Genomic DNA, 20416 nt, shown 5'->3' on the forward strand with positions numbered 1-20416 from the left:
CTCGTCGCTCTCGCATACAACTGCAAAAGAATGGCACGGCTTCAAACAGCATAAGCCGGGTCAGCCTCGGCGTTATCAGCCGCAAAATGCCCAACCCGACAGGCTGCTAAAGACCGTGATAATTTGAGGCACAGTTTTCAGGCTTATAGACAAGCCTCCAGTTAGAAAACCATCTGGCTCACTCTGTCGTTCCATTTCCATCAACACACAAAGAACGAAATCACCTGGAGGGTTCTAAAAACCCTCCTTTTTCGATCACAGCAGAGTCATAACTCATTGATATTGCGCATTACACAAAAGCTTGGATAGGGGTTTTTCGAACCCTCCACCTCCAACAACTCAAAGTTCGGAATTTCTCGAACCGCCCAAGTCTGAGTGGACGTCAGAAATGGAATTTTCTGACAGGCGGCGGTTGAGTGCCAACGTAAACAGCCCTTCTGGTGAAATATCTGCCCGCACCGGCATCACCTGATACAATGGGAAATCCACCACCACATATGGCGTATCCCGTCCTGCTGCAGGAGAAGTGGCCCCCGGAATGGACGGGCGGTGATCACCCAGAACGATCAGACGTGCTGGACGTCCGCACTGATCCAGTCCCTGCATCAGTTGTCCGATCATGGCGTCACTGTTTTCCAGATGAGACAAATAGCACGCAACTGAGTCACCTTTTCCGTTCCATGGCCCATGATTCTCTATGCTGACAGCATAAAGAAATAGAGGATCAGAACTCTTCCTGACTGTGGAAAGCATTTTATCCGCCAATGCCCTGTCATTCATATAGACAGACGTATCGCCACTACCTGACCCAAAGGATTCATGCCCCATCGTTTCGGAAAACCCCATAGCTGGCATGACGGTTATACGATCTCCGAAGTGCAGATCATAGGGATGCATATATACCGTGTGAAATCCGGCACATCCCAGTTGGGAAGGCAGAAAGCCACCAGCATTCTGCAAGGCTGTAAGAAAGGGATCGAACCGCCGAAATCCCAATTCTTCTTCCGTCCGACCTGACAGTACGGCATATTCCGTCCGCAGCGTATAGGCTCCGAACCCGCTGACCTTCAACTTGCCGTATTGCGAAGCCAGTCTGCGCGCACGTTCCAGTTCCGGCATGACGGGCAGGATCGTCCCCACGGGCAGACCGAGCATCTGCGGATCAGCAAAAGATTCACACTGAACGATAACAATGACTTCACCCGGCCGTGCCCGGGTTGGCGCACTCTCTATCGGAAGTAAAAGTTCCCGGGACTGCTGTCCCCAACGCCGCCAATACATGAACAGACAGCCAGCCAGACCGAACCGCACTATATCCCGTTCCAGATCGGGAACGGGGGCCATTCGCTCCACGGGGCAAAGCGCCAACAGCACAAAAAACAGCGCTGAAATAATCAATCCTGCGACATGCCCCGCAAGAGGGGCATGCACCACAGCCACAGCCAGAAGGGTCACGGCGATAAGCAGCCCTGCGGCAATCCCAGCACGCAACGCAAGGGAAATAGCAAAAATATAAAAACAAGGATGTCTGATAAAATATTTCAGGAGAAATAGATCACTGAAGACCAGCGGTTCATAAAGAACCGCATATTTCGCATTGGATGCTACAACCAAGGCGACCCCGGCAATATCCGTCAGAACGGCTGCGCAGGCAGGGGAGCCGCACAGCATCAGAACACTACCGAAAACAAAACCAAACACACAGAACCCGACTGATGCCGTGAAAACGGTCTTATACGGCCGGCCCTTCCGCGACCACACGCGGCCTTTCCCAAACACATCGACTGACATGCCTATCGCGGCAGACGCAAGCAATGCACAGGAAAGTTGAAGAATGCTCATAATCTCTGACAAACCCAGAAGAGATTACAATCCGGTCAGTGATCCGGAGCCCTTCCGGTATAGGCATGGAAGACACCGAAATACGTGCGCTTCCGGACATCTTCGAAGCCAACTTCCTGCAAGGCGCGCATGATTTCTTCCGGCGGAACACATTCAGCGATGGTGTCCCAGTAATATTCCATCAGCGTGCGGCTATCGCGCGTAGCAGCCACGCCAGAAAGCAGAGGCACGATCCGCCCGAGATAGATCCGCAGAACGGTTTGCACAAACGCGCTCCGGGCTCGACCAATCTCAAGCACGAGAACACATCCGCCCGGCCGAAGCGCCCGAAGCCACGCTGCGAAAGTTTCTCGCAGATCAGCCACATGCCGCAGGGCATATCCCATGCTGAGCAGATCGAACTGTCCGTCTGCAAAGGGCAGCCACTGGGCATCGGCCTGCACCAGTGAAATCCCCGGCACATTCCGCCGACACACGGCAAGCATCCCCGCGCTCATATCAAGTCCGATGACATTGTCAGCCCCGGCAATGCCCGCTGCCTCCCGCGCCACAAGTCCTGTACCGGTTGCGATGTCCAGCACACGATGCCCGGTCTTCAGTCCGGCCTGACGCAGCATGGAACGCCGGAACCACCGCCCGCTTCCCAGAGAGAAAATGGCGTTGATCCGGTCGTAATAAGGAGCGGTGCGATCAAACAGCGACTGCACGAATCCCTGCCGTCCGGCCGCCTCCTGATACCATTCGGCAAGAACCGGGTGAGGAGGCACTTTTTCAGGGGAAACGTTGGTCATCAGAGGCTCGCGTCTATATCGTCATGAGGCATGACCGGCGCAGCCTCGGTAGGTTTTTCTCATCAAAGTCCCAAGGGACGCAAGTCCACATAACTTCACGTCCTGCCGGACGAACGGGTCTTCCAGACATGAACCATCGCCCAGGGCGGCATATGATCGAAGTTTCGAATCACCAGGCGCCGCACACCGTATTCCGCAACAAGCAGAACAGCCAGCACGCCCAGCACGCTGCCTTTCAGCGGCCAGAGCCAAGAACCGGGTGGGCCGACAAGAAAGAGAACCGGCGGCAACAGCAGCAGCAGAAAGAGAAAAACGACCCAGAACCATGTCTGGAGGCTTGTGTAGCGGGCGATATCATCACGCAGCACTCCGCCGCCATGCGCCTGCCGGGCGAGCGCGGAGACGAGCGGCTCCCGTCCCGGCGCCAGCGAGGAAATAAAGAGCCGCAGAGGTAAAATCAGCCCCACACAGTAGATCACCAGCGCATCGGCATTACGCACCGGATCCGGAAACATCAGCGCCAGAAAGACCAACAGGACAGTAACCACAGGCCAGATCACCCATCGACCGGTTATGAGCGCAAGCCCCACCCCCTGACAAAGAACAAGTGCAACTGCAACATATCCTTTGTCCCCGCCTGCGATCTTCACGAAATACGGCAACAGAAAACTAAAAAGAAAGATCAGTCCGCCGGCAGAGCGCATATATTTTAACCGGGCTGCAACCATGATTTACGATATACTTTTCCTTGGGAGGGGCCTGTGATAGCAGATCGTCCCGCATTGTCATTTCTTCAGTACTGAGAGCTTCATGACGACCCAGCCGGGTGAGACCCTCCAGACACTATTCGAGCGTGAAGTCGCAGAGCACCTTGTCGATGTGCTTCAGCTGGAAGTCACTCCCGAAGAGATCGTTCCAGATGCTCCCCTCTTCGTGGAAGGGTTGGGGCTGGATTCCATCGACGCTCTGGAAGTCGCGCTGATGATCAGCCGCGTCTATAATGTCACTCTCAGTTCGGATGACCCGGACAGCCGCCGCGTCTTCAGCTCTCTTCGGGGGCTGGCCACCCATGTCGCCAACGTGCGCGGGAAAGCCGGATCGGCCGGATGAGGTCTGCTCCGGCCAGCGACTTTCAGCCCGAAACGGCTGACCTGTCTCTGGTTTTTTCTCCGGATCGCTCCGTCTTCAGCCATCCGGACGGCACTGTCAGCACAGGCCATGACCTTCTGCGCGCGGCACATCGCACAGCAGCACTTCTGCCCGACGCGCCGATTGTCTCTCTCTGTCAGGATGTGTGGCATTTCACGGTCCTGTTTCTTGCGACCATCCTGCGAGGCCAGTCCGTTCTCCTGTCCAGCGACCGCACGCCCGAGCGTCTTGGACAGCTTGCCGCTTCCCGAAATGCTGTCTGCGTGACGCTGAAAGGCGATAGCGCCACAGAAGAATTGCCACCCGGCACGCTGACCTTGCCTGCGCCCGACGGCTCCGGAACAGATCATCCCGACAATCCGGTCATCCTGTTCGACAGGGAGGTCGCGACCGTTTTTACTTCCGGCAGCACCGGACAACCGATGGCCTACGCGAAGAAATGGGGCGCGCTGGTCATCCGCAGTATTGTCGCACGCGAACTTCTCGACCCTGAAGAAACAGCTTCGTCCCTGACCGGAACAGTCCCACCCTACCATATGTATGGGTTTGAGACGCTGGTCTGTCAGGCCGTGCACACACGCAGTCTCGCTACGACTGGCCCCACGACCTACCCGGCGGACTGGCGGAAAATGCTGGAGCTTACCACCGCACCGCGCATCCTGATTACAACGCCCCTGCAGATGCGTGCGTTGCTGCGGGCCGATCTCGACATCCCTCCGATTGCGCGGATCGTTTCGGCGGCTGCTCCGTTGGGTGAAGATCTAGCCCGACGCACTGAAGAGGCCCTGCATACAGTCGTAACCGAGATTTATGGCGCGACTGAAATCGGCTCAATCGCGATCAGACGCACAACTGTTGAGCCGGTCTGGAAGCTTTACGACACTGTCGATCTGCATGATGACAGCGTGACTGTCTCCGCTCCCGGTGCACCGGACATTGAACTGGCCGATCTTGTCGAACAGCGCGATGCACGCCACTTCCGTCTGATCGGACGGCGCAACGATATGGTGAAGATTGCCGCTCGACGCGCTTCCCTGTCCATGCTCAACACAATCCTGACGAACCTTCCCGGTGTGGAAGACGGCGCGTTTGTGCCCCCAAATACCGACGACGGACATACGGCACGAATGCAGGTTCTGGCCGTTGCTCCGGGAGTAAGTGCCGCCGGTATTCTCGCTAGTCTGCGGAAGCAGATTGACCCGGTTTTCCTGCCCCGCACGATCACATTCGTCGAGGCCATGCCACGAAATTCCGTGGGCAAGCTGACGGCTGGCGCGTTGCGGGAGTTCGCCACGACCGTCATGGAAGGACAAATCATCGGGGAGATTTCATTCCCTGCCGATCATCCTGCCTTTCCAGGTCACTTCCCCGGGCAGCCCGTAGTTCCAGGAGCATTACTCCTGGATTGCGGGCTTGAACTGGCCGGCCTCAATCCCACAAAGATCGATCAGGTGAAGTTTCTCCGCCCTGTTCGGCCCGAAGAGACTCTCCGCTTCCGCCTGCGTCAGGAAAATGAACGCCGCACACTCACGGCACGAATGCCGGACCATCCCGGCGCTCCCCTTGCGCTGCGAGCCGTCATACGCACGCAGTCCGACTGATGACGGGAGGAAAGGAGACCTGGCTCGTTCCTGAACGCGGCAATCATCTGGCCATGAGCCTGATGCTGCGTCTGGCCCGTCTTGTCGGTCGCCGCCCCCTCACCTTGCTGCTCTATCCGATATCGCTCTGGTATCTCGTCAGGGATACGACAACCCGCCGGAATTCCCGGATCTATCTGCGCCGGGTTCTCGGTCGGGAACCCTCCTTGCTGATGGTCTGGAAACATATCCGGTCCTATGCGCTGATTACGCTGGACCGGCTGTTCATTCTCGATCCCCGGGCCACCCCTCCGAGGATTTCCGTCTCCGGAAAGGAAATCCTGTTTGACGCGCTTCAGGCCGGGCGCGGCTGTATTCTTCTGGGAGCGCATATCGGCTCCTTTGACTCCCTGCGGACCGTGCTGCGCGTCATGCCCGCCCCGCTTACCCTCAGAATCCTGATGTATCGCGGCTATACAGGGGACGCGACACGTCTGATCGAGATGCTTGACCCATCCTACACCGACATCCTCATCCCGCTCGGGGAGCCGGATACGATGTTGCGTGTCGCCGAGAGTCTGCGTCGTGGCGAAGTTGTCGCCATTCTGGGAGACCGGGCGCATGACATGGGCCGCAGCCTGCCCGTGCCAGTGCTGGGAAAAGAAGCACCGCTGCCTGTGGGACCGATGCGGCTCGCAGCACTGACGGAAACACCTGTCGTGCTGTTCAGCGGCCTGCGCTGCGCTGATGGCAGCTATGACATCAGCTTTAAAAAATTCGCCGACCGCATAGTCCTGACAGGAACATCCACAGAAAAGACCGCAACAGTGCGGAAATGGATGACACAGTACGCCGACTGGATGAGTGTACTGTGCCGTAAAGATCCGCTTTCGTGGTATAATTACTATGATTTCTGGGAGGAGCGGTCATGAAACCATCCGCACGGCTTGTATGTGCCCTGCTTGTTCTGTCTGGCATCCCGGCCTTCCCGTCACTGACGGACACCGCGTTCGCACAGGCGGATCTCCCGGCATCCAGCACCTTGGCAGACACGATCATCTCTCGGATCGGCGCGGTGCATGCGCGAGAAAACCGCTTTCACGAAGTCCGCATTCTCGCCGCCCTGACCAAACCGCTCGAAAGCGGCGGCACGCTGAAATGGCATGCACCAAACTATCTCGAGAAACTGACTAAAGCACCCCGCCGCGAAGATCTGGTCATCAGCGGAGAGAGCGTGACGGTGACCCGAGGCACGGCGCAGCCACAGACTCTGGACGCCGCCCGCAACCCGGAGCTTCAGCTGCTGGCCGATACGCTACGGGCGCCTCTCTCCGGCGACATCACGCTGCTGCGCCGATATTATCACATTTCCGCCGCCGGGAATGAGGGAAGCAACTGGACTCTCACGCTTGCTCCAGCCACGGCGGACGTTGCGAAGCTGCTGAAGAAGGTTGTCATTACGGGAACCAACAACGCGATCACACGGCTTGAAATCCTTCAGGCGAATGGCGACAGCCAGACCATCACGATCTCCCTCTGAGATCCCTGTGATGCGTCGTTCCCCGAAACAGCTCGCACTGGTTCTTCTCGCTTCGATCCTCTTCGCCGCAACCGTTCTGTTTCTGATTCCCTTGCGCACCGATATGGCGGGCTTCCTGCCTCCCGGACAAAGTGCGGGCAGCCGCTTCCTGCTGCGTGAGGTACGCGACGGCGTGGCCTCATCCTTCATCACCGCCGGAATAGAGGGCGCGCCCGTTGCCGAGCTTGCGCGGATCAGCCGGGACATGCAGGCCACACTCAACCGCGATTCACGCTTTTCAGCTGTGCTCAACGGGTCGTTTTCCACCATCGGAAACGAGACCCTGCGCGATCTGCTGTTCACACATCGCTACCTTCTTGCCCCCGACGCAAAAACCCGTGACTTTTCCCGGCGGGCGCTCACCACCGCTTTCGGCAATGTGCTCGACGGCCTGGAGTCTGCCGCAGAGCCGCTCGTCATCTCTTTCGCCCTGCGCGACCCGACCGGTGCATTCACCGATACGTTGAAACAGCTTCGGCCTGATGTGCAGGCGCATCTGACAGAAGGCGTCTGGTTCGCCTCCGACCGTGCGCCGGGACAGGAACGGACCCTGCTCCTGTTCCGCACAAAAGCCGGCGGCATGGATTTCGCCGCCCAGAAAGACGCGCCCGCTGCTATTCAGGCTGCTTTTGCAGCGACCCATCCCGGACCGGCCAGACTGCTACTGAGCGGTCCCGCCGTGCTGGCCGTGCAGAGCGCGCAAACCATGCGCGGCGATATTGACCTGATCACCATTGCCTCCATCCTGATCGTGACCAGTGTGTTGTATTGGCGGTTCCGGTCCTTGTGGGTGCTGGCGGCCATCGGTGCGCCCTTCCTGATCTCGCTGGGTGTGGCGATGATTGTCGTGCGGCTGTGCTTCGGGTCCGTTCACGGCATCGCCTTTGGTTTCGGCATGACCATGCTGGGTGTTTCGCTGGATTATCCGGTGCTGCTGATCGGACATCGTGACGTCGGCGAAGGGCCTGAAGCGACCCTGCGACGTATCGCGCCGAGCCTGCGCCTTGCGGTTCTCATGGCGGCGCTCGGACTCAGCGGTATGATCCTGTGCGGCCTGCCCGGTCTTGCGCAACTCGGTGTCTTTGCCGCGACGGGACTTCTGACGGCGGCGGCCGTCACGCTGTTGCTGATGCCTCGTCTGATTGTGGCGGCCGATCTCGCCCCGGTCATCAGCGGTCCATCCGCTCCACTGGAACGCGCGGAACGACTGCGACGACTGCGGTTTCTGTGCGCCGCGCCTGTCCTCGGTGCGCTGGCCGTGCTGATCGTCCGTCCCCCTGCTCTCATAACAGATCTCTCCGCTCTCAGTCCTGTGCCGCCAGCCGCGAGAGCGCAGGAAGCGGAACTACGCCGCGAACTCGGCACACCGCAATCCGCCCGTCTGATCGCGGTTCATGGTGACACACCGGAACAGGTTCTGGAGCGCGAGGAGGCCATGCATCCCGTGCTGGCCCGGGTGGTCCGGGTGGTCCGGATGGACGTGTTGTCAGGCGTGCAGGATGCCGCCGGTCTGGTGCCATCCGTCGCCCTGCAACATCAGCGGCAAAGTCTGCTGCCGGACGACGCGGTTCTTGAATCTGCGATACGCGCGGCTCAGGCCGGACTGCCTTTTCAGGCCGACAGTTTCAGTATATTCTGCAAGGATGTCGCAGCGGCACGGACAATGCCGCCGCTCACGGCCCAGATGCTGGCCGACACGCCGCTCGCACAGGGTATCTCACCGCTGCTATTTCAACGTGACGACGGCTGGTGGGGACTGATCCTCCCGGCGGATGTCCGAAACATGGCTGTCCTCCAGAGTGCGCTTGGGCCATTGCCCGGCGTGCTTGTGATGGACCTCAATGCCGAACTGCGCAGTCTGACCGCCTACCATACGCGCCTGACACTGCTCTGGAGTCTGGCCGGGAGCACACTCGCACTGCTGATCCTGTTCGCAGTGCTGCGTGATATCCGGAGGCTGCTGAAAGTGTTCTTCGCGGTCGGTGCCGTGATGGTGATTCTGCCCGCAATTCTGGCGCTGCGGGGCGAACCGCTATCGCTGATTCACCTTGTTTCCATCCAGTTTGTCGCCGGCGTGGCGCTGGACTACGCGCTGTTCTTCGCTCGCCCTCAACTCGACGGTGCCGAGCGGGCACGCACGATCCGCACCTTGCTGACCTGCAACATCATGACGGTGCTGAGCTTCGGCTGTCTCTATTTTTGTCATACTCCGTTACTTCGGGAGATCGGTCTGACCATTTCCTGCGGCGCGTTTCTTTCGCTGCTTTCGGGCTTCATGCTGGCTGGACAGAAACCGTCCGTTGCGGCAACAGACGCCGCATGATTCCGCTTGTTGTCACCGCCGGAACAGCACTGAGCGCCATCGGGGCCGGGCTTGCCGAGACCCGTGCGTCGCTGCTTGCCCGACGGTCCGGGCTGACACCGTGTGACTTCGCCGGAGCAACGTCTGGTTACACAGGACGCGTTCCGGGCGTCGAGCAGCACAGGCTTCCCGAAGGGCTTTCATTCTTCGACTGCCGGAACAACCGTCTGGCCGATATGACGCTGCGACAGGACGGTTTTACGGAAGCCGTGGCGGAGGCCAGGGCATTTTATGGACCGTCACGCATCGCGGTCGTAACAGGCACATCCACATCAGGCATCCTTTCTTCCGAAGAAGCCTATGCACGACGGAACATAACAACAGGCACGATGCCGCCTGATTACAACGAGGAATACACGCAGGATCTGTTTTCCCTGCCGCGTTACATCTCTGCGGCTCTCGGCCTCACGGGGCCGCTGCTCACGGTCTCCAACGCCTGCGCTTCCTCATCACACGCCTTTATCGACGCCTGGCACTGGATCGCCTCCGGCGTGTGCGATGCGGCGATTGTGGGCGGCTCCGACAGTCTGTGCGGTATGACTTTGCGGGGGTTCTCCGCGCTGTCCCTCGTGTCGCCCGGCCCGACACGGCCCTGCGATGCAGAGCGCGACGGGATTTCCGTGGGCGAAGGCGCAGGGTTTATCCTGCTGGAACGCGCAGGCACGCGGACAGTCTCTCCGATGGCGCGAATCATGGGACTCGGCGCAGCCAGCGACGGCTATCACATGTCCTCCCCCGACCCTGCCGGACGCGGCGCTATCGCCGCCATGCGTCAGGCTCTGGACCGTGCCAGCCTTCGTCCTGAAGACATCGGCTATATCAATCTTCACGGCACCGGCAGCATCGTTAACGATGCGATGGAGGATACCGCCGTGTTCGCTGTGTTCGGGGACAGAACACCATGCTCTTCCACCAAGGGCTGGACCGGACACACGCTCGGCGCCTCCGGGATCATCGAAGTCATCATTGCAATCCAGACGCTGGAAACAGGCGTTATCCCCGGCTGCCTCGGTGTGACGGCAATCGATCCGACATTCCGCTCACAGGTCGTAATCACGAATGAAAAGACGCACCCCCGTGCTATCCTGAGCAACGCGTTCGGTTTCGGCGGCACGAATTGCAGTCTCGTGATTGGAGCCGCCTGATGCGCCTGGCTCTTCGTGCAGCCTCACTCCGGGGACCGGGCCTGTCAGGATGGACAGACTCCATCCCGGTGCTGCGCGATCCATCCCTCTGGAGCGACGGACCGGTGCAGCCTCCACCGCTGACGACACTCCCTCCTAACGAGCGCCGCCGGGCCGGGCCGATCAGTCGGCTCGCTCTCTCTGTAGCGGAAGAGGCCTGTGCTCAAACGTCTCTCAACCCAACGGCAATGGCTTCCGTTTTCGCCTCCGCCAACGGCGACGGCGGCGTGATCGATTCCATCCTGCGTGCGATCATCACACCCAGCATGGACGTCTCTCCCACCCAGTTCCACAACTCCGTGCATAATGCCGCCGCCGGATACTGGACCATCAGTCACGGCTCCATCAGTCCGGCCACAGCCATCGGCTGCTTCGACTGGACCTTCGGCACAGGCCTGCTCAAGGCCGCGGCGGAAACTGTCACGGAAAACCATCCAGTCCTGTTCGTGGCCTATGACATGCCTATTCCGGGGCCGATCGGGACCGTACGTGTTACGCCCGTTCCTTTCGCCTGCGCTTTCGTACTCGACCCTGATGTGAATGCGCCCGCCATGGCGCAGTTAACCCTGACCTACGACACATCGGCTCCCGACATGACCGACCTTCCGGATGACCCATCCCTGCGGACTCTGGCTCTGGGTAACCCCGCCGCGCGCAGTCTGCCACTGCTAAGGCTGCTGGCCCTGCATCAGGCGGGCACGATCAGCGCCGGATGCCTGAACGGCGCGCTTCGTATTGAGGTAACGCCTTGCTGAACCGTGACGCCATCCTTGATCTGATCCCGCATCAGGGGGCGAGTTGCCTGCTCGATGAGTGTCTTTCCTGGACGGACAGCACTCTGGAAGCGACGACACGGCGACATCTCGATCCGGATTGTCCACTACGACACAATGGACGCCTTGGCCCTGTCACAGCGTCAGAGATCGCCATGCAGGCTGCCGCCCTGCATGGCGCGCTTACCGGCGGCAAAGGAAGCACGCCGGGCTATCTCGCCGCCCTGCGCTCACTCGACCTGCGCCGCGACCAGCTGGATGACCCGCGTTATGAAACCCTCCTGATTCGCGTCACTCAGGACTGTGCGATGGCAGATGGCTTTATCTATGGCTTCACAGTCAGTGCGGCGTCAGGTGAAACGCTCGCCACCGGCAGTGGCACGGTCATGCTTCACGCCGCAATGGAGACACTCTGAATGCGCGCACTCGTCACAGGGGGCACCAGCCCGATCGGAGCCGCGATCTGCCGACGCCTCGCCCAGGACGGACTACATGTCATCATTCACGCCTGCGCATCAGCCAACAAGGCGGACAATCTTGCGAAAGAGCTTTGTGCAAATGGGAAAAGTGCCGAAACGCTGATCTGCGATCTTTCAGATATCGGCGCCACCCGCAATGCGCTGGCGCCGGTTCTGGAGGGCGGAGCGCCTCAGGTCATTGTGCACAATGCGGGCACACATGACGATGTGACCATGGCCGGAATGAGTGCCGAGCAATGGTTCGGCGTGCTCAGTGTCTCGCTGGACGGTTTTTTCGCTGTGGTGCAACCGCTGCTGCTGCCACTCACCCGCACACGTTACGGTCGTATCATCGCCCTGTCGTCGATCACGGCACGCCTCGGTAATCGCGGACAGGTCGCTTACGGCGCGGCAAAGGCGGGGCTGGAAGGCGCTGTCCGCTCACTCGCCCGCGAGGTGGCCGGGCGCGGCATTACGGTCAATGCGGTCGCACCCGGTGTGATCGACTCTCCTGCCATAGCGGCAGTGATGGACACTGCACAGATCAATGCAATTGTCCCGGCGAAACGCGCGGGGCAGCCTGAGGAAGTGGCTGCTCTGGTGTCATTTCTCGCCTCGGATCAGGCTGGTTACATCACCGGCCAGACAATTGGCATCAATGGAGGCATGGCATGACGGTTTCCGAAACAGGCGCGCAGGACTGCGACGTTCTCATCATCGGCGGCGGACCGGCTGGCAGCACGGCGGCCACCCTGCTTGCCCGCGACGGGTATAATGTCGTGCTTCTGGAAAAAGACGCCCATCCGCGCTTCCACATCGGTGAGTCTCTCCTTCCGTGCAATCTGCCGCTGCTGCGCGATCTTGGCGTGCTTGAGCAAGTGCAGGCGATGGGTGTCTACAAGCCCGGCGCCGAGTTCGTCTCGGACCGGGATGACCGTCGCGTGCCGTTCCCCTTCCACCACGCCATCGCTGCGAAAGAAGATCATGCCTATCAGGTCGTGCGTTCGCAGTTTGATGAGCTTCTGTTCCGGAACGCTGCAAAAAACGGAGCCCGGACTTTCGAAAACACGCATGCTGTTTCAGTCGATTTTCATGCCGGGCAGCGCGCCATCGTCACGGTGCGGGATGCGGAAGGCGCAGAACAGATCTGGACGCCGCGTTTCGTGCTCGACGCGTCCGGTCGCGATGGTTTTCTGGGTCGCAAGCTTCGCCGCAGAAACGCTGACAGAAACAACTCTACTGCTGCAATCTTCAGTCATTTCCGAAATGTTCCACGCCGTGATGGCGATATGGGCGGATATATTTCCATCCACCTTGTCGATCAGGGCTGGTTCTGGATGATCCCGCTGCCCGATGGTGTGATGAGCGTCGGTTTCGTGGGCGACAAGCCCGCATTCCAGAACCACAGCGGCCCTGTGGCAGACCTGTTCTGGAAAAAAGTGAAAGAGAGCCCCGCCGTCGCTTCACGTATGGCGAATGCAGAAGCTCTCTCGGAATTATCAACGACCGGCAACTATTCCTACCGTGCGGATAAAGCCTGGGGCGACGGGTACTATCTGATCGGTGATGCCTATGCGTTTCTCGATCCCGTCTTTTCATCGGGCGTCTTGCTGGCTATGCAAAGCGCCTATCGTGGTGCGGAAGTTGCGCGGGCGTGGCTGCAATCTCCAGAACTGGGCGCGAAAGCCGCTACGGCTGCTGAACGGGAAACCTGTGCCGAAATGCGCCGCGTAAGCTGGCTGATCTACAGGATCAACAATCCCGTCTTGCGAAAGCTCTTTCTGAATCCACGCAATATTCTACGGATGCGTGACGCGATCATCTCGCTGCTCGCAGGAGATTTCTCGGGGAAACTGCGTGTCATGGCGCCTTTTGCAGCATTCAAGGCGATTTACGCCCTGTTTTCCCTGAAAAAAGAAAACTCACCGTAAAACAAAAGGGCTTCGCGCAGGTAGATGCTATCGCGGGCACACCTGCTCCATCACTTTAATCTTCCAAAAGGATACTGTTTTCATGACGTTCAACCTCAGACTTCCGGTTTTCATGGCCATCTTCGCGTTGCCTCTCTCGGCGTGCAGTCAGGCTTCCTGTCTCGAGAAATATTATGACTGGAATTACGATCGCATGCCGCTTGGTGAAGCCGTCCAGAAGGTTTCTGAGCGATCGGGCTGTCCGATCCAGATTGATCATGCCCGCATCCGGAACAAAACCTCCCATGAGATTCATCTGAACAGACAGCCCTATCAGGCCATGCGCCACATGCTATGGGGTACCGGAATGGCAGTTTCCAGAACCGAAACCGGCATGACGATTGTCTCCCGTCATCCGGGCGAGGATGCCGCTGTCGAAGCGCCGAGTGCTACGCGGGGCAATTAAATTCATGCCGATCTGTGACCTGTGATGATGCGCTCGCTCACAACCTTCCGATTTCTCTGCATATCTGCAACAACCCTGCCATTCTCTGCTGCAGCACGGCACCGAGCACCATCACCCCTTCCAGCAGCCTCGCCCCCTCGCTGTCAGCCTTCAGGCTTTCCAGCCGCCCGCGCAGCAGGGCATGCTTGATCTCGATCAGACGCAGCACGTCGTGCAGTCCGGCATGGAGGTCCTCAAGACCGGGGGCGTGTGCGGGCGGAGGCAGGAGCGGATCTTCCGGCATGATAATCCCTTCGACAGAACGCTGTTTCTGTGCGAGGATCTGACCATGATGAGTGACGGGTCCCGCAACATTACGATTCACACAACTACGCTTTTCCGACTTACATATCAAGCGGGAATCCGTATAGCATCCTCATTTTGTGATGAGGACAGAACCCGTGGCCCGCAAACGCAGACAGAAGCGCAAGCTCATGGATGAACAGATCCGCCTGATGCGCGAGCGTGGCGAGCGTCTCCGTGAAGCCGCCCAGAGCATCGGCATCACCCACGCCGCAAAAGCGGCCGGCGTCCCCTACACGACCCTGCGGGACTACATGAACGGTGGCGAGATGAAGTTCTCCGCCATCGCCTCACTGGCTCGCGTCTGTGGCGTCTCCCTGGACTGGCTGGCCTTTGGCAACGGCGCAGGTCCCGGAACAGACAGTCCGGACGGAACAGCCAGCACTCCCCGGCAGATTGTCATTCCCTGGCACGATAATCATGAGGATGGCCTGCGGATCGGTCGTGACTGGCTGCAGAGTGCCATCCCCCGTGATCTCTCGGCCCTCTGCCTGATGACCAGCGAGGGTGATGCGATGGAACCCACGCTGGCCTCAGGCGACCTGGTGATCGTCGACCGCAGCGTGACGACCGTAACGGCCAGCGCCCTCTATGCGCTGGAAAGCAGCGGCACGCTGATGATCCGCCGCCTCGATCCCCGTCTGGGTGGCGGCGTGCGGGTCATAGCCGACAACCATCGCTATCCGCCACAGGATATCGAAGAAAACAGACTGGACTGCTTCCGGCTTCTGGGTGAAGTTGTGTGGACCGGTGGCGTGCCCAGACCGTGATGGTCTGGCTTTAAACGACCGGCGAAAAGCCAATTGTCATAAAATACGATATTTCGTATTTACGGCAGGCGATATCTCGTAAATTATCCCTCCCATCAGGCATGTAGGGCCAGCGCTTTCCGCCCTTCTGCCATCGGGAGGTCATGATGGTGTCTCTGTCAGTTTTCGATCGCACACCCTGTCGGATCGCGTCGTTCAGCGTGCTTCCTGTCCGTTATGGCGCAGGAGCATCCTGACATGCTGCTTCTGACAGCCCTTGTCTTCGTCGTCGTGGTGGGCGGGATCATCCTGCTGGTGTACCTGAATAAATTCGGCGACTGGCTCATAACGAGTGATGTCCTCTCTCCGAGCCTCATCATGCTCTGCACCTATCTGGCGTGCATGTTTCTGTTCCACCGTCATGACTGACCGGGAGAGCACGATGCCCCTCAATGACACCATTCTGCAGGCCGGTGAGAGCGGCGTCGACAAAAAGGCTGCCCGCCTTGCCGCCTATGAAGCAGAATATGGCGCGGAAGAAGCCGCAAACCGCAAGGAACTTCGTGACATGACGTTGTTCTGTGCCTGTGTCTGCGCCCTCTGCGGGATCGTCATATCGATCCCCTTTCATCCGATCATCGTGTTCTGTTTCGGGCTTGCCGCGTGGGTCTATCCCCGCAGGCCGATGCTGGAAAAATGCAGGACCGCAGAAGAACGGCGGAAGTTCTACGGGCTCGATTGAACAGATCCGGATCAGAAACCACCTTTACTGACGAAATCAAATAAATCTGCCTGAATACAATCGGAAAGACAGAAGAATATCCGACTGTCTCCAATAGCTGATCTTTCCATCATCTCACAAAAAAGGAAAATGCCTCCATGTCCTCACGCTCGCTCAAAATGCTCGGCGGTGCTGTTTCCCTGACAGTCATGATCCTGCTCTCCGGCTGCGCCACGGAAGGCAACGAAAGCCTCAAGAACGAAACAGTGACCTCCATCGACCAGAAGATTCAGGATGGAGTCACGACAAAAGCCCAGATCCGGGCCCAGTTCGGCGATCCCCGTGAAAGCTCGTTTACCGACAGCGGCCATGAACAATGGCGTTATTCCTTCACCAATGCTTCATCGGACGCGGCGAACTTCGTTCCGCTGTATGGCGATCTTCATCAGGGCACACACGGCACCGAGAAAACCCTGACCGTTCTCTTTAACGGTGACGTCGTCTGGCATCACACGATGAATGCCTCGGCGGTCAAAAGCGGAAGCGGCGTCTTCTGAGCCCTCGTCCAGCATCCCCGATGCCGGGTGACACCTGCTTTCTCCATAAAACGGACTCCCTTCATGAAACATTTCCTGTCTTTACCCCTGTCGGCCATGTTGTCGCTGCTCACTGTTTCTGCTCACGCTCAGGCGGCCAGTCAGAGCGACAGACAGATGATCGCCGACGCCCACTGGCTCAGCGCAGAGCAGGCCCGCCCGGCCACATCCTCGGATACCACCACCCTGAAGGCCGTGCCAGACCTCACGAAAACAGCCGGACAGTATCACGATCTGTGCGGGACACGCGTGACACCCAAAATCCTGCCTCTCGACGTGGGTGGTGCTCCCGGCCCCCTCACGGCGGTCATCGAAGAGGATCCGGCCTGCTTCGGGGGGGGGATGGCGCCCGTTACACTCTGCTCGACAGAACGCGGCATGTCGTGTGGCAGAACTCCGCGGCCACCATTGCCATTCAGGAAAGCCGTCATGACGGTGTTCACGATCTAAGTTTCGGTGGACCGGGTCCAAAGACGCCTGTCTGGAACTGGTCGACAGCCAGACACGCCTATCAGTTACGCGTCGTCATCGACACAGAATAAAAAGAACCCCTCATGAACAGGAATGACATCGATTTTGATGGGATCAGGGCCCGGTTGGGTCTGTTCTGGGAGACCCCCGACGAACTTGTCCTGGCTGCGCTGGGCAGCACCGTTCTGGCGGGGTTTCTGTCCTGCGCTTACCGCCATGTCGAACGCGGCATGAATTCGGTTCAGCACGCCGGCTTCAGCAGGTTTCATATTCTGGGCGTCATACTCTGGCTGACTATCGCTAGTTTTGGCGCATCGTGGCTGAGCCGGAAGCGCGCCTCCTTCAATATCCCCCGTCTTTACTGTGATCGTGCGTCATGGGGCATGACGCTGTTCTGTCTCGTCAAAATCTATGTTTTTCTGCAATCATCGCAAACAGAGATGAGCCGCTTTCTTTTTGCGTTCTCGAGCTTCCATCTCTATTTCACGCCCGGTGCCGGCATTCTGTTTCTCCTTGCTGCTCCCGTCCTGCTGTGGCGTGCAACCCGGATCGAAAAGGCACAGGAGGCGGACAGACAGCAGGACGAGAGAAAACCTGAACTGTTGCCGCCACATGATGACAAAAACGACTGAATGGCAGCCAGCCTCCCGAACAGAAGGCTGGCTGCCATTTCTCACTTACGCACACGTCTGTATGGAGAAGAGAGAGAACGTCGCTTCCCATATCGTGCATTACGATCCGGCACCGATGTGCGACGTCCTTCCCTGCCACAACCAAGCTGCGCGACAGCCGCTTCGATGGCTTCCGCGCAGATTGCCTCCAGCCAGTCCGGATGCGCCATCATGTCGAGCCAGATCACGCGCAGGAGTGGTCGGCCCGGCTGACTGAACCAGTCCTGCTTCTTTGCCAGACGGTCCAGAGAGGATTCCTCGACATCCGCCCGGCAGATCCGGTCGGAGCCCAGCATGCCCATCACCTCGATGCAGAGCAGAGGGGTCTCCTCATCTGGTGCGCAGAGACCGAAATCGCTGCGCAGATAACGCCCTTCTTCCAGCCAGGGATGGCAGCACAGGTCCAGTTCATCGGGAACCATCTGCACGAGGGTCTCCCAGACAATCCGCTCGGGCGCGGAGTCCAGTGTCGTGCCGTCGGACGCCTGTGATCCCGATCGCGGCAGATGCGGATAGCGTCGGGCGAGCGCTTCCAGCACCCGCCGCCAGTCGCCGAGGCTTTCGCCCAGCTGGTCGAGATGCCGGGCCTCGGGGCCACAATAACGCATCATGTTCGACACAGGCGGTGCGCCAAGCCGTTCGGTGAGTGCTGCCATGAACTGCAGGTCCTCGTCTGTCGCATCCCACGGCGAGAAGCGACGGGTCTGGCGAAGACGGCGGGCAGCGCGGGACACGCCGTGTGAGCCTGTATGGTGGCGTGAGGTCTGATAACGCATGATGAAAATCCTGTGCGCAGAGCCATCGGACAGAAGGGGTTCTGTCCGATGGCAGAGTGATGACTGAAGGTTTGAGGAGGATGGCCTGACGACCAGAAAGAGGCAGAGCAGAGACCCGGCACTCACGCCGAAGCGGCGCTGTCCATGACATCCTGAAGCGTCTCGCCAAAATCTTCGAGGAGATCACCGAGCAGCAGCACATGGCCTTCCAGCGGGCGGCCAAACGGCAGCGTGTCGTCGGGATCGTCATCACGGACGACACACAGGGCGGGCAGCAGCACGTCGTGCAACTGCAGCCAGACATCGACCAGCCGGTCGAGCCCAGTGCGGGACAGAGAGAAATGTTCGGCAGACATAAGGGATAATCCTTGTTCCTGCCTGCCCTGCAGACGCAGTGCGGCACCGGCACGCTCTGAAGCGTCCGGTGACCGAAAAGGCATGTGGGGCAGGCCATGAAAAAGCAGGGGTTGGGATAGAGAGAAAAAGCGTTCAGTGGGCCCGGAAGGACAGATCGAACGGCAGCAGATCATCCTCTTCAGGGCACTCGAGCACACCGAGATGCTCCAGTCCGGCCTGCAGGCTGTAGCCGGGCGCGCAGTCCGTGCTGAACCAGTGCGGGTCCACAGCCAGACCGTTGATGACAGGGGCCGCATCCACCGCTGTGGAGGCCGACAGGCAGATCAACTCCGACGGATTGATCTGCCGGCTCAGCGCGTCGAACAGCATCAGATCCCTCTGGGGATCCGTCAGTCCCAGCAGGTCTTCAGGTGCGAGACCCGCCAGCCGCCCGCTGGGGGCGGCATGCACGATCAGACTCATCGGCGTATGGAACATCAGATGCGGCCAGAGTTCCCGGGCCGCACGATGCAGGCACAGGCCCGGCAGAGCCAGTGCGGGGTCGTCCTCCGCGAGGAAGCGCCGCAGGAAATGGTAGTTGAAGACGGCGATGGCGTTTGGCGCCTCCATGCCCTCTTCGGCAAAGACCAGCGGTTCATCGAAGCACAGCCGTCCGCTGGCGTCGTGATGCAGTTCCATTGTGCGGACGTAATCCCACACCGTCGAGACAGTGAGCGGGCTCCACAGGATATTCTGCACCACGACCACAAAGCGGCTGCCCTCGGCAAAGCCGGTCAGGGGCCTGGCCGGCCACCAGCTGATCAGACGCAGGCGAAGGGACGTGAGCTGTCCCACGCCGTCAGAGAGCAGTGCACTGACCGGCGAGGCGGGAGAGAAAAAGGAAGACGAAATTCGTGTCATGAAACATGTCCTGAAAGGCGAGGAAGGACACGGCGGGAGCACACAGGCCCAGACGCCACATTTTTCTCTCTGGGAACGAAGGGACCAGTCTCTTCATCGCCAGCCCTCAGAACCAGGGATATCTCTCTGTCCGACCGTCTTCTCTCAGACCTCGTCTTCCGGTTTCGAGGATGCAGACTTTGACCGGGTCAAAGTCGCGCTGCCAAGCGCGCATCCGGCGACGTTCGAAGGACCACGCGAAAAATGACGGGCAACCGCCGTTTTTCGGCGTTTTACGTGCGCCCTGCGCACCAAAATGCGGTATCGTGCCTTAAATCCCTTGCGGGGACAGATTTGACCCGTTCTGGAGTTTTTGTGGTGCATGTGTTCGTCGATTATGCCGCAAACAGGTCTTAGAAACGGTCTGCAGACCGTTCGGGCAGGAATCAGAGGGCCTTTTGTGCGGGCGGGTTACCAGACCGGCCTCTGCGGCCATTCGTGAGGGTTTTCGGCAAGGAATGGCCGTCGTTTTGTGCGATTGGGTAATGATCTGGGGCAGATCGTTAGTTTTCTGGGGGTTTTCGTGTGTTTGGGTGATCTGTGTGATTCAGCCCTACAGGAGCGACTGCGAAAAAAGCGATTCTGTAGACTAGAGCCTGATGATTTTGGGCTGAATCGGAATATGGGTACCCAGATTGGCTGAAATCTGATTCAACCATCTGGCTGGATTGGAGGCCAGCATGGATGGCGCGTCCTTATT

General features: G+C 59.1%; 24 protein-coding genes. 17 read left to right on the plus strand and 7 right to left on the minus strand.

Annotation, left to right across the window (positions count from 1 at the left end; translation table 11 throughout):
• Nucleotides 1-339: 339 nt before the first annotated feature.
• The 3 genes from GOB85_RS16185 to GOB85_RS16195 all read right to left on the minus strand — a co-directional run bounded on the left by GOB85_RS16185 (nucleotide 340) and on the right by GOB85_RS16195 (nucleotide 3337).
• Entirely contained in the window at nucleotides 340-1842 is a 1503-nt protein-coding gene (locus GOB85_RS16185) for an LTA synthase family protein (RefSeq protein WP_173578551.1), read from the minus strand.
• Nucleotides 1843-1877: 35 nt separating this feature from the next.
• Nucleotides 1878-2633 (minus strand): class I SAM-dependent methyltransferase, encoded by a 756-nt coding sequence (locus GOB85_RS16190; RefSeq protein ID WP_173578550.1) that lies wholly within the window; start codon nucleotides 2631-2633, stop codon nucleotides 1878-1880.
• A gap of 95 nt (nucleotides 2634-2728) precedes the next feature.
• The gene (locus GOB85_RS16195) at nucleotides 2729-3337 is read right to left on the minus strand and encodes a hypothetical protein (RefSeq protein ID WP_242011579.1); all 609 of its coding nucleotides are present in this window, start codon (nucleotides 3335-3337) and stop codon (nucleotides 2729-2731) included.
• A gap of 106 nt (nucleotides 3338-3443) precedes the next feature.
• Between GOB85_RS16195 and GOB85_RS16200 the strand changes: the two genes are divergently transcribed.
• From GOB85_RS16200 to GOB85_RS16250, 11 genes are all read left to right on the plus strand, one after another.
• Nucleotides 3444-3743: a phosphopantetheine-binding protein gene (locus tag GOB85_RS16200; protein ID WP_173578548.1), complete on the plus strand. Its 300-nt coding sequence runs from the start codon at nucleotides 3444-3446 to the stop codon at nucleotides 3741-3743.
• The gene (locus GOB85_RS16205) at nucleotides 3740-5383 is read left to right on the plus strand and encodes an AMP-binding protein (RefSeq protein ID WP_173578547.1); all 1644 of its coding nucleotides are present in this window, start codon (nucleotides 3740-3742) and stop codon (nucleotides 5381-5383) included. The genes GOB85_RS16200 and GOB85_RS16205 overlap by 4 nt, the downstream gene beginning before the upstream one ends.
• Nucleotides 5383-6294, plus strand: a complete 912-nt coding sequence (locus tag GOB85_RS16210) for an LpxL/LpxP family acyltransferase (RefSeq protein WP_173578546.1) — start codon at nucleotides 5383-5385, stop codon at nucleotides 6292-6294. The genes GOB85_RS16205 and GOB85_RS16210 overlap by 1 nt, the downstream gene beginning before the upstream one ends.
• Entirely contained in the window at nucleotides 6291-6902 is a 612-nt protein-coding gene (locus GOB85_RS16215; protein WP_173578545.1) for a LolA-related protein, read from the plus strand. The genes GOB85_RS16210 and GOB85_RS16215 overlap by 4 nt, the downstream gene beginning before the upstream one ends.
• A 10-nt stretch (nucleotides 6903-6912) precedes the next feature.
• Nucleotides 6913-9264: an MMPL family transporter gene (locus GOB85_RS16220; protein WP_173578555.1), complete on the plus strand. Its 2352-nt coding sequence runs from the start codon at nucleotides 6913-6915 to the stop codon at nucleotides 9262-9264.
• A complete protein-coding gene (locus tag GOB85_RS16225) occupies nucleotides 9261-10448 on the plus strand; it encodes a beta-ketoacyl-[acyl-carrier-protein] synthase family protein (protein ID WP_173578544.1) in 1188 nt (395 codons plus the stop codon). The genes GOB85_RS16220 and GOB85_RS16225 overlap by 4 nt, the downstream gene beginning before the upstream one ends.
• Complete coding sequence (locus GOB85_RS16230; protein WP_242011580.1) at nucleotides 10448-11242, plus strand: beta-ketoacyl synthase chain length factor; 795 nt, start codon at nucleotides 10448-10450, stop codon at nucleotides 11240-11242. Before GOB85_RS16225 ends, GOB85_RS16230 begins: the two co-directional genes overlap by 1 nt.
• Complete coding sequence (locus tag GOB85_RS16235) at nucleotides 11236-11676, plus strand: phosphotransferase (protein ID WP_173578543.1); 441 nt, start codon at nucleotides 11236-11238, stop codon at nucleotides 11674-11676. The genes GOB85_RS16230 and GOB85_RS16235 overlap by 7 nt, the downstream gene beginning before the upstream one ends.
• Nucleotides 11677-12393, plus strand: coding sequence for a 3-oxoacyl-ACP reductase FabG (gene fabG, locus GOB85_RS16240; protein ID WP_173578542.1), 717 nt, complete (start codon nucleotides 11677-11679; stop codon nucleotides 12391-12393).
• Nucleotides 12390-13649 carry an NAD(P)/FAD-dependent oxidoreductase gene (locus GOB85_RS16245; RefSeq protein ID WP_173578541.1) on the plus strand — a complete coding sequence of 420 codons (1260 nt, stop codon included), beginning with the start codon at nucleotides 12390-12392 and terminating at the stop codon, nucleotides 13647-13649. Before fabG ends, GOB85_RS16245 begins: the two co-directional genes overlap by 4 nt.
• 82 nt (nucleotides 13650-13731) lie before the next feature.
• Complete coding sequence (locus tag GOB85_RS16250) at nucleotides 13732-14094, plus strand: hypothetical protein (RefSeq protein ID WP_173578540.1); 363 nt, start codon at nucleotides 13732-13734, stop codon at nucleotides 14092-14094.
• Between the two features lie 37 nt (nucleotides 14095-14131).
• Here the strand turns inward: GOB85_RS16250 and GOB85_RS16255 are convergent, their stop codons facing one another.
• Complete coding sequence (locus tag GOB85_RS16255) at nucleotides 14132-14488, minus strand: hypothetical protein (protein ID WP_242011581.1); 357 nt, start codon at nucleotides 14486-14488, stop codon at nucleotides 14132-14134.
• 79 nt (nucleotides 14489-14567) lie between these two features.
• On the opposite strand from GOB85_RS16255, the gene GOB85_RS16260 reads away from it, so the two are divergent.
• The 6 genes from GOB85_RS16260 to GOB85_RS16285 all read left to right on the plus strand — a co-directional run bounded on the left by GOB85_RS16260 (nucleotide 14568) and on the right by GOB85_RS16285 (nucleotide 17605).
• Complete coding sequence (locus GOB85_RS16260; RefSeq protein ID WP_173578552.1) at nucleotides 14568-15206, plus strand: LexA family transcriptional regulator; 639 nt, start codon at nucleotides 14568-14570, stop codon at nucleotides 15204-15206.
• A gap of 237 nt (nucleotides 15207-15443) precedes the next feature.
• Nucleotides 15444-15614, plus strand: a complete 171-nt coding sequence (locus GOB85_RS16265) for a hypothetical protein (protein WP_173578539.1) — start codon at nucleotides 15444-15446, stop codon at nucleotides 15612-15614.
• 13 nt (nucleotides 15615-15627) lie between these two features.
• Nucleotides 15628-15927: a hypothetical protein gene (locus GOB85_RS16270; protein WP_173578538.1), complete on the plus strand. Its 300-nt coding sequence runs from the start codon at nucleotides 15628-15630 to the stop codon at nucleotides 15925-15927.
• A gap of 137 nt (nucleotides 15928-16064) precedes the next feature.
• Nucleotides 16065-16463, plus strand: coding sequence for a hypothetical protein (locus tag GOB85_RS16275; RefSeq protein ID WP_173578537.1), 399 nt, complete (start codon nucleotides 16065-16067; stop codon nucleotides 16461-16463).
• 63 nt (nucleotides 16464-16526) lie between these two features.
• Nucleotides 16527-16952 carry a hypothetical protein gene (locus GOB85_RS16280; RefSeq protein WP_242011582.1) on the plus strand — a complete coding sequence of 142 codons (426 nt, stop codon included), beginning with the start codon at nucleotides 16527-16529 and terminating at the stop codon, nucleotides 16950-16952.
• A gap of 104 nt (nucleotides 16953-17056) precedes the next feature.
• Nucleotides 17057-17605, plus strand: a complete 549-nt coding sequence (locus GOB85_RS16285; protein WP_173578536.1) for a hypothetical protein — start codon at nucleotides 17057-17059, stop codon at nucleotides 17603-17605.
• 41 nt (nucleotides 17606-17646) lie between these two features.
• Here GOB85_RS16285 and GOB85_RS16290 read toward each other — a convergent pair whose 3' ends face one another.
• The 3 genes from GOB85_RS16290 to GOB85_RS16300 form a co-directional block, all read right to left on the minus strand.
• Entirely contained in the window at nucleotides 17647-18420 is a 774-nt protein-coding gene (locus GOB85_RS16290) for a hypothetical protein (RefSeq protein WP_242011583.1), read from the minus strand.
• 122 nt (nucleotides 18421-18542) lie between these two features.
• Nucleotides 18543-18776, minus strand: coding sequence for a hypothetical protein (locus GOB85_RS16295; protein ID WP_173578535.1), 234 nt, complete (start codon nucleotides 18774-18776; stop codon nucleotides 18543-18545).
• A 133-nt stretch (nucleotides 18777-18909) separates the two neighbouring features.
• Complete coding sequence (locus GOB85_RS16300) at nucleotides 18910-19677, minus strand: hypothetical protein (protein ID WP_173578534.1); 768 nt, start codon at nucleotides 19675-19677, stop codon at nucleotides 18910-18912.
• Nucleotides 19678-20416: the final 739 nt, after the last annotated feature.

Source organism: Acetobacter fallax, from assembly GCF_011516735.1.
In the GTDB taxonomy this organism is placed as follows: domain Bacteria; phylum Pseudomonadota; class Alphaproteobacteria; order Acetobacterales; family Acetobacteraceae; genus Acetobacter; species Acetobacter fallax.

Excerpts from the sequence above, each read along its gene's own strand:
- GOB85_RS16185 (WP_173578551.1), bottom strand. The coding sequence starts at position 1,842 with ATGAGCATTCTTCAACTTTCCTGTGCATTGCTTGCGTCTGCCGCGATA.
- GOB85_RS16190 (WP_173578550.1), bottom strand. The coding sequence starts at position 2,633 with ATGACCAACGTTTCCCCTGAAAAAGTGCCTCCTCACCCGGTTCTTGCC.
- GOB85_RS16195 (WP_242011579.1), bottom strand. The coding sequence starts at position 3,337 with ATGCGCTCTGCCGGCGGACTGATCTTTCTTTTTAGTTTTCTGTTGCCG.
- GOB85_RS16200 (WP_173578548.1), top strand. The coding sequence starts at position 3,444 with ATGACGACCCAGCCGGGTGAGACCCTCCAGACACTATTCGAGCGTGAA.
- GOB85_RS16205 (WP_173578547.1), top strand. The coding sequence starts at position 3,740 with ATGAGGTCTGCTCCGGCCAGCGACTTTCAGCCCGAAACGGCTGACCTG.
- GOB85_RS16210 (WP_173578546.1), top strand. The coding sequence starts at position 5,383 with ATGACGGGAGGAAAGGAGACCTGGCTCGTTCCTGAACGCGGCAATCAT.
- GOB85_RS16215 (WP_173578545.1), top strand. The coding sequence starts at position 6,291 with ATGAAACCATCCGCACGGCTTGTATGTGCCCTGCTTGTTCTGTCTGGC.
- GOB85_RS16220 (WP_173578555.1), top strand. The coding sequence starts at position 6,913 with ATGCGTCGTTCCCCGAAACAGCTCGCACTGGTTCTTCTCGCTTCGATC.
- GOB85_RS16225 (WP_173578544.1), top strand. The coding sequence starts at position 9,261 with ATGATTCCGCTTGTTGTCACCGCCGGAACAGCACTGAGCGCCATCGGG.
- GOB85_RS16230 (WP_242011580.1), top strand. The coding sequence starts at position 10,448 with ATGCGCCTGGCTCTTCGTGCAGCCTCACTCCGGGGACCGGGCCTGTCA.
- fabG (WP_173578542.1), top strand. The coding sequence starts at position 11,677 with ATGCGCGCACTCGTCACAGGGGGCACCAGCCCGATCGGAGCCGCGATC.
- GOB85_RS16245 (WP_173578541.1), top strand. The coding sequence starts at position 12,390 with ATGACGGTTTCCGAAACAGGCGCGCAGGACTGCGACGTTCTCATCATC.
- GOB85_RS16250 (WP_173578540.1), top strand. The coding sequence starts at position 13,732 with ATGACGTTCAACCTCAGACTTCCGGTTTTCATGGCCATCTTCGCGTTG.
- GOB85_RS16260 (WP_173578552.1), top strand. The coding sequence starts at position 14,568 with ATGGATGAACAGATCCGCCTGATGCGCGAGCGTGGCGAGCGTCTCCGT.
- GOB85_RS16265 (WP_173578539.1), top strand. The coding sequence starts at position 15,444 with ATGCTGCTTCTGACAGCCCTTGTCTTCGTCGTCGTGGTGGGCGGGATC.
- GOB85_RS16270 (WP_173578538.1), top strand. The coding sequence starts at position 15,628 with ATGCCCCTCAATGACACCATTCTGCAGGCCGGTGAGAGCGGCGTCGAC.
- GOB85_RS16275 (WP_173578537.1), top strand. The coding sequence starts at position 16,065 with ATGTCCTCACGCTCGCTCAAAATGCTCGGCGGTGCTGTTTCCCTGACA.
- GOB85_RS16280 (WP_242011582.1), top strand. The coding sequence starts at position 16,527 with ATGAAACATTTCCTGTCTTTACCCCTGTCGGCCATGTTGTCGCTGCTC.
- GOB85_RS16285 (WP_173578536.1), top strand. The coding sequence starts at position 17,057 with ATGAACAGGAATGACATCGATTTTGATGGGATCAGGGCCCGGTTGGGT.
- GOB85_RS16290 (WP_242011583.1), bottom strand. The coding sequence starts at position 18,420 with ATGCGTTATCAGACCTCACGCCACCATACAGGCTCACACGGCGTGTCC.
- GOB85_RS16295 (WP_173578535.1), bottom strand. The coding sequence starts at position 18,776 with ATGTCTGCCGAACATTTCTCTCTGTCCCGCACTGGGCTCGACCGGCTG.
- GOB85_RS16300 (WP_173578534.1), bottom strand. The coding sequence starts at position 19,677 with ATGACACGAATTTCGTCTTCCTTTTTCTCTCCCGCCTCGCCGGTCAGT.